This is a genomic window from Virgibacillus sp. SK37, from assembly GCF_000725285.1.
Classification (GTDB): Bacteria; Bacillota; Bacilli; order Bacillales; family Amphibacillaceae; genus Virgibacillus_Q.
The window spans coordinates 3,810,340-3,821,074 of sequence record NZ_CP007161.1; the positions used below are offsets into that span (position 1 = coordinate 3,810,340).

11 protein-coding genes are annotated in these 10,735 nt (G+C 36.9%); all 11 read right to left on the bottom strand.

Features of this window, described 5'->3' with window-relative positions:
* Window positions 1-6 precede the first annotated feature (6 nt).
* The 11 genes from X953_RS18750 to rpmH all read right to left on the bottom strand — a co-directional run bounded on the left by X953_RS18750 (window position 7) and on the right by rpmH (window position 10,169).
* Window positions 7-843 carry a ParB/RepB/Spo0J family partition protein gene (locus X953_RS18750; protein ID WP_040956888.1) on the bottom strand — a complete coding sequence of 279 codons (837 nt, stop codon included), beginning with the start codon at window positions 841-843 and terminating at the stop codon, window positions 7-9.
* On the bottom strand, window positions 824-1,597 hold the full coding sequence (locus X953_RS18755) for a ParA family protein (protein ID WP_019377829.1): 774 nt from the start codon (window positions 1,595-1,597) through the stop codon (window positions 824-826). The genes X953_RS18750 and X953_RS18755 overlap by 20 nt, the downstream gene beginning before the upstream one ends.
* Before the next feature lie 242 nt (window positions 1,598-1,839).
* Entirely contained in the window at window positions 1,840-2,706 is an 867-nt protein-coding gene (gene noc, locus X953_RS18760; protein WP_040956889.1) for a nucleoid occlusion protein, read from the bottom strand.
* Between the two features lie 270 nt (window positions 2,707-2,976).
* Window positions 2,977-3,693 carry a 16S rRNA (guanine(527)-N(7))-methyltransferase RsmG gene (gene rsmG / locus X953_RS18765; protein WP_040956890.1) on the bottom strand — a complete coding sequence of 239 codons (717 nt, stop codon included), beginning with the start codon at window positions 3,691-3,693 and terminating at the stop codon, window positions 2,977-2,979.
* 113 nt (window positions 3,694-3,806) lie between these two features.
* A complete protein-coding gene (mnmG, locus tag X953_RS18770; protein ID WP_040956891.1) occupies window positions 3,807-5,693 on the bottom strand; it encodes a tRNA uridine-5-carboxymethylaminomethyl(34) synthesis enzyme MnmG in 1,887 nt (628 codons plus the stop codon).
* A gap of 118 nt (window positions 5,694-5,811) precedes the next feature.
* On the bottom strand, window positions 5,812-7,188 hold the full coding sequence (mnmE, locus tag X953_RS18775; RefSeq protein ID WP_040956892.1) for a tRNA uridine-5-carboxymethylaminomethyl(34) synthesis GTPase MnmE: 1,377 nt from the start codon (window positions 7,186-7,188) through the stop codon (window positions 5,812-5,814).
* Between the two features lie 310 nt (window positions 7,189-7,498).
* The gene (locus tag X953_RS19275; RefSeq protein WP_052350215.1) at window positions 7,499-7,741 is read right to left on the bottom strand and encodes a hypothetical protein; all 243 of its coding nucleotides are present in this window, start codon (window positions 7,739-7,741) and stop codon (window positions 7,499-7,501) included.
* A gap of 323 nt (window positions 7,742-8,064) precedes the next feature.
* On the bottom strand, window positions 8,065-8,685 hold the full coding sequence (gene jag / locus X953_RS18785) for an RNA-binding cell elongation regulator Jag/EloR (RefSeq protein ID WP_040956893.1): 621 nt from the start codon (window positions 8,683-8,685) through the stop codon (window positions 8,065-8,067).
* A complete protein-coding gene (gene spoIIIJ, locus X953_RS18790) occupies window positions 8,682-9,449 on the bottom strand; it encodes a YidC family membrane integrase SpoIIIJ (protein WP_040956894.1) in 768 nt (255 codons plus the stop codon). Before spoIIIJ ends, jag begins: the two co-directional genes overlap by 4 nt.
* A 92-nt stretch (window positions 9,450-9,541) precedes the next feature.
* Window positions 9,542-9,886 (bottom strand): ribonuclease P protein component, encoded by a 345-nt coding sequence (gene rnpA / locus X953_RS18795; RefSeq protein WP_040956895.1) that lies wholly within the window; start codon window positions 9,884-9,886, stop codon window positions 9,542-9,544.
* A 148-nt stretch (window positions 9,887-10,034) separates the two neighbouring features.
* The gene (gene rpmH, locus X953_RS18800; RefSeq protein WP_019377820.1) at window positions 10,035-10,169 is read right to left on the bottom strand and encodes a 50S ribosomal protein L34; all 135 of its coding nucleotides are present in this window, start codon (window positions 10,167-10,169) and stop codon (window positions 10,035-10,037) included.
* Between the last annotated feature and the right edge of the window lie 566 nt (window positions 10,170-10,735).

A 10,735-nucleotide genomic window follows, 5' to 3' on the forward strand; every position in this document is an offset into this window, starting at 1 on the left:
CATTATTTACTTTTCAAGTGTTTCAATAATACGTTCCAGGTCTTCATCATTGTAAAATTCAATCTCAATTTTCCCTTTTCTTTTACCCCGATGAATATTTACAGAAGTACCAAACCTCTCTCTAAGGATCGACTCTCTTTCCTGTAAAAATATATCCTTTTTCGGTTTTTCCTTTTTCCTTACAGGTCTTTCATTTAACTGATTAATCAGTTGTTCAACCTGTCGCACATTCAGTTTTTCATGGCGGATTTTATTTACAAAAGGAATTATTCTATCCTTTTCCTTCAACCCTAATAAAGCTCTGCCATGTCCCATCGATAATTCACCATTATTAATATATGCGATTACCTGCTCTGGCAAGGAAAGAAGGCGTACGATGTTCGCAATGTGGGAACGACTCTTCCCTAACTTTTTTGCCAATTCTTCCTGCGTAACCTTCAATTCTGTCATTAAATTAGCATATGCTTGTGCTTCTTCAATTGGTGTTAGATCCTCACGCTGTAGATTTTCAAGCAACGCCAGCTCCATCATTTTATCATCGGTTAATTCCTTGATAACAACAGGAACCTTTTCAAGTCCAGCTTCCTTCGCTGCTCGAAAACGTCTTTCGCCAACTACAATTTCGTAGCCCTTAATACTCTTTCTGACAATAAGAGGCTGAATGATCCCATATTCAAGAATGGAATCCTTTAACTCCTCAATTGCATCTGCATGAAATGTCTTTCTTGGTTGATATGGATTCGGTCTGCATTCGGTAATTGCGATTTCTTGAATGATGTCATCCTCTTTTTCCTCTATATCTGGAAAGAAAGCATTTATTCCTTTACCTAACCCTTTCGCCATTGGCCATCACTTCCTTTGCTAACTCCAAATATACTTCTGCTCCCCTTGATTTAGGATCATATGTGATAATTGGTTGTCCATGGCTGGGTGCTTCGCCTAACCTTACATTTCTAGGTATGATGGAATTATACACTTTATCCTGAAAATATTTCTTTACCTCTTCTATTACCTGTATACCAAGATTTGTTCTGGCATCTAACATTGTTAATAATACACCCTCAATCATCAATTGTTTGTTGAGGTGTTTTTGTACTAAACGGATTGTGTTTAGAAGCTGACTTAACCCTTCCAACGCATAATATTCACATTGCACTGGAATTAACACTGTGTCAGATGAAGTCAAAGCGTTCAAGGTTAGTAACCCTAAAGATGGTGGACAATCTATAATAATATAATCATACGTCTCTTTCAGTTCTTCTAATGATTTTTTCAAGCGAATTTCCCTTGAAATTGTAGGCACAAGTTCAATTTCCGCACCTGCAAGTTGAATGGTTGCCGGAATAATATCTAAGTTGTTTACACTTGTCGGGATACATACTTCTTCTGCTGGCATATCTTCTACAAGCACATTATAAATACAATGTTTTACATCTGCTTTATTAACTCCTACCCCACTAGTTGCATTTCCTTGGGGATCTGTATCTACAAGCAGTACTTTATTGCCCAAATGTGCAAGGCATGCACTCAAGTTCACAGATGAAGTTGTTTTCCCTACGCCACCTTTTTGATTTGCGATGGACATTATTTTTCCCATGTTGACACCTACCTAAACTATATACATATTATTCTATCATTAATAAAGAAAAAATGCCGAATAAAATGCGAATTGTAATTCATTATTAATCTTATATATTCACTAATCCCTTTTCGAACATAACATTTTTTGAATACCTACTATTACTCCTAGTTCTTTCATGTCAATAAGGGTATTAATAATTATTGGCAAAAAGGCCCACCTTAACTAAGATGGGCGTTGAACATGAAGTATGAGATAAATTATTTCTTCTTAGGTATTTTAATTGTGATTTGGTAACAGTCATCCAATTCTTGTTCATCTGACTCTACTTCTACACCTGTATCCGAAACCATGCTTAAGGATTGACGAATGGTATTCATTGCGATCCGAATATCTTTATTAAAGCCTTTTAACTTCGTTTTTTTCTTTTTTGGCTCTGTCTGAGGCTCATTCATTTTAGCAATTTTTTCTTCTGTTTGCTTTACATTTAAATCATTTTCTAAAATATCCTTTAATACTTTTAACTGCTTCTCTGGATCTCCCAATTTAATTAGTGCCCTAGCATGTCGTTCAGTAATTTCTTTATTTAAAATAGATTGTTGGACCTCTTCAGGGAGTTTTAATAATCGAATTTTATTTGCTATAGTAGATTGGCTTTTACCAAGTCGCTGAGCTAAAGCCTCCTGCGTAATCCCATGCAATTCCAGTAATTTACCATATGCTGTTGCTTCTTCTATAACAGTTAATTCTTCTCTTTGCAGGTTTTCAATCAATGCAACAGAGGCAGTTTCAGCATTTGTCATCTCTCGAATAATAGCTGAAACATTTTCCCAACCAAGTGATTGAACGGCACGCCATCTGCGCTCACCTGCAATTAATTCATATTTATTTTCCTCATCCTCTATCTTACGAACTACAATGGGCTGAATCATCCCATGTGTATGAATAGTCTGGGCAAGTTCTTTTATCTTTTCCTCATTAAAGATAGACCTTGGCTGATATCGGTTTGGCTCAATGTTTTGTACAGGTAATTGAACCACTTCATCCGGATGATAACCTACCTCTTCTGGTTCAGCATCTGCCTTGTTATCTCCCAAACCAAAAATTCTATTAAAAGGCTTTACCACTATTAGACACCACCTTTATATTCTTTAACAAACTATCAATCTATGTATAAAATAGAAATGTTCCACGTGAAACATTTTCTATGAATAGACGTAATCACATGAAATAATAAACTGAAAAACATCCAAAAGATGTAATAAGAAAAAACGCAACAACAAACCTGTTGCGTACTTCATTTTTTCGTCTGTTCCTATTACCATTTTACCACATTTACTAGAATAAAAGTATTAAATCAGTAAATATATTGTTGCCTCTTTCTCCACACCTATCATCTATTCTATTGGTTCTTTGTTTGGTGTGCCGGCTTTTCTAGGGTATTTTTTTGGTGTTTTTTTCGTCTTTTCAACGATTACAATGGATCGTTCGCTATCTTCACTTGGAAGGGTAAAGGTATGTGTTTCACGTAACGTGCCACCTAATAATTCTATGGCAGAAGCTCCAACGGATATTTCCTCTTTCGCCTGAGCACCCTTCATTGCTACAAAACTGCCACCTTTTTTTACTAACGGAAGACATAATTCACTCAAAACAGACATCCGAGCTACTGCTCTTGCTGTAACGATGTCAAATGTTTCTCTAAACTGTGTATGTTTACCGAAGTTTTCAGCGCGATCATGGTAAAATGCTACATTATCTATTTCCAGTTTTGTCGCTAATTCATTTAAAAAACCAATTCGCTTTTTTAAAGAATCAACAATAGTAACTTGTAAATGAGGGAAGCAGATTTTTAATGGCAGACTTGGGAAACCAGCTCCTGCTCCTACGTCACATATATTTTCAACTGTATTAAAATCTACATAAAATGCTGCAGAGATAGAATCATAAAAATGCTTTAAATAAACATCCTGCTTAGCTGTAAGCGCAGTTAGATTAATTTTTTCGTTCCATTCGATTAATGTCTCATAATAAATAGAAAACTGCTTTTTTTGATGGTCATTTAACTCTATCCCTTTGTCCATCAATGCAAGCGAAAATTGTTCTGGATTCATAAAGACGTATCTCCTTATATATGTATATGTATGGGATAAGAGACTGCCTTTATGGCAGCCTCTTAAATTCTAATAAAGCAATTTCTCTCTGTAAAGCCTCGAGTATTCGATGCCTAATTCGCTACTCTGGCAATGTTTCCTTGCTCGATATAAACAAGTAATATGGAAACATCTGCAGGATTAACACCGGAAATTCGTGAAGCTTGCCCTACAGATAGAGGGCGAACTTTCTTAAGCTTCTCTCTCGCTTCTGTTGCAATACCGCTAATTGCATCATAATCGATATCCTCTGGAATTTTTTTATCTTCCATTTTCAGCATGCGAGCAACTTGTTCTTTTGCTTTATTAATATAACCTTCATACTTAATTTGAATGCCAACCTGCTCCTGTACATCAATAGGAAGTTCCACATGTTCTGGGAGCATTTGATCAACCAATTCATAGCTAAGTTCTGGTCGCTTCATTAGATCATAAGCTTTAAACGCCTCTTTTAATGGTGTTCCACCAGCATTTGTAATGATATTGTTAACAGCCTCATTTGGTTTAATAACAATTTTATTTAGACGTTTTTTCTCTTCTTCTACCAGACGCTTTTTCTCAAGGAATTTTGCATAGCGTTCTTCTGAAATAATCCCAAGTTTATGCCCAACCTCAGTTAGACGAAGGTCGGCATTATCATGACGTAATAATAAACGATATTCTGCTCGTGAAGTAAGAAGACGATATGGTTCGTTTGTTCCTTTTGTCACAAGATCATCTATTAATACACCAATATAAGCTTGAGAGCGATCAAGAATTACCGGTTCCTTACCTTGCACTTTTGCTGCTGCATTAATTCCTGCCATAATTCCTTGAGCTGCTGCCTCTTCATAACCTGAGGTACCGTTAATTTGTCCAGCCGTAAACAAACCAGGAATCTTCTTTGTCTCTAGTGTTGGCCAAAGCTGTGTAGGTACGACGGCATCATATTCAATTGCATAGCCTGCACGCATAATTTCAGCATTTTCAAGCCCTTTCACACTACGCACCATTTCATGTTGAATGGATTCTGGTAAAGAAGTTGATAAGCCTTGTACATATACCTCTTCCGTATCTCTTCCTTCCGGCTCCAAAAAGATTTGATGACGTGGTTTGTCGTTAAATCGCACAATTTTATCTTCAATAGAAGGGCAATAACGAGGTCCTGTCCCACGCTTCATACCGGAATACATAGCAGAAAGCGACAAATTATCATTGATTACCTGATGGGTAAACTCATTCGTATAAGTTAACCAACAAGGAATTTGATCCGTAATATATTCTGTCGTTTCATAGGAAAAGCTTTGCGGCTTCTCATCACCAGGTTGAATTTCTGTTTTGGAATAATCAATTGTATGGCTATTCACTCGTGGTGGTGTTCCTGTTTTAAACCTTGTAAGCTCAAAACCAAGATCCTCCAGATGTTCAGAAAGTTTAATGGATACGCGTTGGTTGTTTGGACCACTTTCATATTCCAAATCTCCCATTAACACTTTTCCACGCATAAACGTACCAGTAGTTATAATTACCGTCCCTGCAGAGTAAGCTGCTTTTGTTTCCGTAATTACACCTTTACATACCCCATCTTCGACAATTAACTCATCAACCATACCCTGGCGTAATGTCAAATTAGGCTCATTTTCGATAATATTTTTCATTTCTTTTATATATAATGGTTTATCGGCTTGGGCACGTAATGCTTGCACTGCCGGTCCCTTACCAGTATTTAGCATACGCATTTGAATATGCGTTTTATCAATTACTTTCGCCATAGCTCCTCCAAGGGCGTCTATTTCACGTACAACAATACCTTTTGCAGGGCCGCCTAAAGAAGGGTTACATGGCATAAAAGCGATCATGTCCAGATTCAATGTCAGCATTAATGTCTTTGCACCCATTCTCGCTGCAGCAAGCCCAGCTTCTACGCCGGCATGTCCTGCTCCAATAACGATTACATCATAATGGCCAGCATTGTATGTCATAGTATTTCATCCTTTCTATATAAAAAGCACAGGTGTCTGCAACAGGGCGGAATAGTTATTATTATTTTAACAAGATATTCCCTGCGCACACACCACTGCTAACTAATTTTATCTATTGTTATTTTCCTAAGCAAAATTGGGAGAACAATTGATCAATTAAGCTATCACTAGCTGTATCACCAATGATTTCGCCTAAAAACTCCCACGTACGAGTCACGTCAATTTGTACAATATCCAAAGGCATTCCCATTTCAAGTCCATTCACTGCATCTTCTAATGCTTGCTTAGCCTGCTTCAATAACTGGATATGTCTCACATTGGATACATATGTTAAATCACCTGTATCAATATCCCCGGCAAAAAATGTTTTCGCAATTGCAGCTTCCAATTCATTTATGCCCTCTTCTTCAATTAAAGAAGTCGTAACGACTGGGTTATTTTCTGCTAAATTCCTTACTTCATTTAAATCAAGCTTTTGTTCCAAATCTGTTTTATTGATAATTACAATATACTCAAGTCCTTGTATAGCTTCAAACAGCTTTCGATCCTCATCTGTAAGAGCTTCATTATAATTCAATACGTACAGGATCAAATCTGATTCCTTCAGTACTTGTCTGGAACGTTCTACACCAATCTTTTCGACAATATCCTCTGTTTCCCGAATCCCCGCCGTATCAACGAGACGAAGTGGAACTCCACGGACATTCACGTACTCTTCTATAATATCACGGGTCGTACCCGGTATCTCTGTTACAATTGCTTTATTTTCCTGAACCAATGCATTCATTAAGGAAGATTTCCCTACATTTGGCCTGCCGATAATCGCAGTAGCCAATCCTTCACGCAATATTTTACCCTGTTTTGCTACTTCAAGCAGGTTTTCTATTTCTTTATTGACCTCTTTTGTTTTTATGCGCATCATTTCATGGGACATCTCTTCCACATCATCGTATTCCGGATAATCTATATTAACCTCCACGTGAGCAACGGTCTCCAGCAGCTCCTGTCTTAGGTGCTGAATTAATCCAGATAACCTTCCATCCATTTGTTTCAGTGCCACAGACATTGCTTTATCAGTTTTTGCCCGGATTAAATCCATAACAGCTTCTGCTTGGGACAAATCAATTCTTCCATGCAGAAAAGCACGCTTGGTAAATTCACCCGGCTCTGCTAAGCGGGCGCCTTTACTAAGAACAATCTCCAATACGCGATTGACAGAGACCATCCCACCATGGCAATTTATTTCCACAACATCTTCCCTGGTAAATGTCTTCGGCGCACGCATTACGGAAACCATTACCTCCTCAGCAACTTCCTCTGTTTCTGGATCAATAATCTTTCCATAATGAATCGTATGAGAATCTACCTCACCGAGATTTTTTCCCTTGTATAGTTGATTGGTTATGGAAATTGCCTCTGGACCACTCAACCTCACAATGGCAATTGCACCTTCACCAATAGGGGTTGATATCGCAGTAATTGTATCTGTTTCCATCGCTTTCACCTCCAACATGAATAATATCTATGTTAATAACGAATGAATTTATTTATCGTCACTAACTTAATAGAATATCACATTTTACCTCAAAAATAAAGTTATCCACAAAAATAATTCGTCTCTCACAAAAGCCGGTTATCCACACTGTGAATAACCGGCTTTTAAGACAATTTTACAATTCAGGCTCTTTATAATAATAATCCACAGGTACTGGAGCTACCTGGGACTTTTTCAATGCTGGTGTGTCTTTTCTGGCTATTTGGTAAATCGCAGCACACTATTAGATACATCCTTTAAATTCTCTTAACTAATATATTGTAGCAAATCGTCTTCCGTATAATAACACAGTTCTAGAGATGTATGAATACCAATGCTGAGGGAATTCCCAGATTATGAAAAGGTCGTGTTCACTACGCCCTAATTCACTATATGAATCTAACTCATTCATACGCAAACCCGCTGCTTCTCCAAGATAAGTAACTGTATTTTTTTCATCGTTTGCTGTAAACATAACTAGATCTCCGGCATCCGCACTGCCTACCATAGCCATTTGAAACATAAGCACCAGTTTTATCTATCTTTTGATTAGTCATTTCTTCAGCATACTTGCTAGAGGCCCAAAAATAATTACTTAGAGCAAGGACAATTAATCCTTCTTTTCACTCTCCTGCCGATTATTCTGTTCTGCGGCGGATTCTTTCACTCTCCTGCTGATTATTCCGTTTTGTGCCAGATACTCTCGTTCTACAGTTCAAAGTTTATATGCTTTGCTATTTTTCTAGCAGCAAAGAAGTTATCTTAAAGCCAAAATTCAATACTTAATTTTCCAAATAAAAAATCCGCTTGGCTCAATTAAGAACCAAGCGGATTTAATTATGTGGCAGGTTTTATCACAATATGTCTATGTGGTTCCACACCATTGGATGATGTAGATACATCTTTTCTCTTTTGCAATGCACTATGAATAATTTTTCGTTCAAATGCTGGCATTGGCTCAAGAGCAACCTTTTTATTAAGGCGAATAGATTTAGCCGCCATTTTTTCTGCCAAAGACTCCAATGTCTCTTTCCTTCGACCCCTGTAGCCTTCTGCATCTAAAGTTACTGAATAAAATTGATCACTATCTTTATTTAAAGCGAGATTTACCAAGTATTGCAATGCATTTAATGTTTGACCACGTTTCCCAATAAGAACGGCGATATTATCACCTTGCAATTCATACGTGACATGCTTACCTTCAACTTTTGTTATAACATCAATCTCCACATTCATTTTTTGAGTGATGTCCTTAATAAAGTTTTCAGTCTCTTGAACAAGATCTTTTTTCATTGTCACTTTAACAAATGCACGTTTGGAACCAAATAGCCCCAAAAGTCCTTTTTTTCCTTCGTCAATTACATTAATTTCTATTTGGTCCCTTGTTGTGTTTAACTGCTCTAATGCTGACTGGACCGCTTCTTCAACTGTTTGGCCGCTAGCAGTTATTTCTCTCACTTTTTGTCTCCTCCAGTATCTGAACCTTTCTTCATCATAGGCTTACGAATAAATATTGTCTGTGCTACCATAAAGATATTACCTACAACCCAGTATAATGCTAGGGCTGCCGGGAAGAAGAATGCAAATACACCAATCATGAGTGGCATTACATAAAGCATAACCATCATTTGTGGATTTTGGGCTGCCGGACTACCTGCCATCATTAACTTCTGCTGAAGGAAAGTAGCACCTGCAGCAATGATCGGTAAAATATAGTCAGGTGAGCCTAATTCAAACCAAAGGAAGTTATGTGAACTGATTTCCCCTGTACGCATAATTGCATGGTACATTGCAATCAGAATTGGCATCTGAACAAAAATCGGTAAACATCCAGCAAGCGGGTTCACCCCATGCTTTTGAAATAAAGCCATTGTCTCTTGTTGAAGCTTTTGTTGTGTATTCGCATCTTTGGAACTGTATTTCTTTTGAAGTTCTTTCAATTCAGGCTGAATATCCTGCATTGCTTGAGAACTTTTTAATTGTTTCACGTTTAAAGGTAACAATACTAAACGAACGATCACTGTAACAATTACAATTGCCAGTCCGTAATTTTCACTAAATAATTCGGCAAAGTAAGTGATTACCATGGATAATGGATATACGAAATAACTATTCCAGAATCCTTCACTCTCTGCTGTTATTGGCTGGTCTATCTGAGTACACCCAGAGAGTACAGCAAGCAAGCCAACTAAGGCTACCAGCAATAAATACTTTTTACGCAAAATGTTTCCTCCTAACTACAAAGCGCCCTTCACGCTAACCCTAAACAAGTAGTCTAATTCCATGTTATTTTAACTTAAAATAGGCAATCAAGCTATACCTTTTTCAATAAACGTTCTTTATATAATAGATGTGTTAAACTTTTTTTTATTTCAATATACTCCATGTCCTTTGTAGGCTGCCTCGCAATAATCACAATATCATAAGGATACTTAATATTGCTTTCAAGCTCTTGGAAGGCTTGTCGTAAGTACCGTTTTATTCTATTTCTTGTAACAGCGTTACCAATTTTTTTACCTACGGATAGTCCAATTCGGAAATGCTGTTGATCTTTTTTTTCAACATAGTAGATGACAAGCTGTCTGTTGGCAAAAGATTTACCATTTTTAAATGCGTATTGAAACTCTTCATTCTTTTTAATCCGAAATTCCTTTTTCATTCTATCACCTTTACTACTAGTACAACACAAGCTTGTCCTAAAAATTTATGTATTCACGGCTTTTTCCAGACACAGATCCAACTGAAGAAATTATGTAAACATACAAACGATCTTATATTGAAAAAAAGACCACTGACGCTTCAGTGGCCTATGCAGATAATACTTTTCTTCCTTTACGACGGCGACGAGCCAAAACTTTACGTCCGTTTTTAGTACTCATGCGAGTTCTAAAGCCGTGTACCTTTTTCCGTTTACGATTATTTGGTTGAAACGTTCTTTTCATTTTATCTTGCACCTCCCCAAGGGATGAAATATCCAAATTAAAACTAATCCAGTAGACAGTCTTTGTAATTATACGTAATAAAACCGCAATCTGTCAACTCACTTTCAAAAAAAGTTTATCCACAGTGCTTGTTCGCTATTTTTCGAGCCATTTTTATTATCCACATCATTTATCGACAAGTAAATCACAAAATATAGGGGTGTGGATAGAATTTGTATACAACGGGTTGAATTTGTGGATAAGTGTCGATAAACCATTGCATTTCCTGCTTCTATTTGATATTATATTTGTGTTTAACTCATCCAAAAATAAAATCCAAAATTTACTTATACACAGATTGTGGATAAGATGTGGATACTTATTCCACACCTTCTATATAAGGTTATAAACATAACTGTGGATAAGGTTTATAACTCTACTATATACTTAGTGGTACCTCTATTTATTATCCACATCGAAAAAATTGAAGACTGTACAAAAGTTTATTAAAATGTGTTGCCTTTCCGTCTACATAGATTGAGAGAGGCTTTTTATATCACTAAAAATAGAAAGGAGTGAACTCCAGA

What these genes read in the sequence shown, in the direction of transcription:
- X953_RS18750 (WP_040956888.1), bottom strand. Translation starts at nt 843, where the DNA reads ATGGCGAAAGGGTTAGGTAAAGGAATAAATGCTTTCTTTCCAGATATA.
- X953_RS18755 (WP_019377829.1), bottom strand. Translation starts at nt 1,597, where the DNA reads ATGGGAAAAATAATGTCCATCGCAAATCAAAAAGGTGGCGTAGGGAAA.
- rsmG (WP_040956890.1), bottom strand. Translation starts at nt 3,693, where the DNA reads ATGAATCCAGAACAATTTTCGCTTGCATTGATGGACAAAGGGATAGAG.
- mnmG (WP_040956891.1), bottom strand. Translation starts at nt 5,693, where the DNA reads ATGACATACAATGCTGGCCATTATGATGTAATCGTTATTGGAGCAGGA.
- mnmE (WP_040956892.1), bottom strand. Translation starts at nt 7,188, where the DNA reads ATGGAAACAGATACAATTACTGCGATATCAACCCCTATTGGTGAAGGT.
- X953_RS19275 (WP_052350215.1), bottom strand. Translation starts at nt 7,741, where the DNA reads ATGGCTATGGTAGGCAGTGCGGATGCCGGAGATCTAGTTATGTTTACA.
- rnpA (WP_040956895.1), bottom strand. Translation starts at nt 9,886, where the DNA reads ATGAAAAAGGAATTTCGGATTAAAAAGAATGAAGAGTTTCAATACGCA.
- rpmH (WP_019377820.1), bottom strand. Translation starts at nt 10,169, where the DNA reads ATGAAAAGAACGTTTCAACCAAATAATCGTAAACGGAAAAAGGTACAC.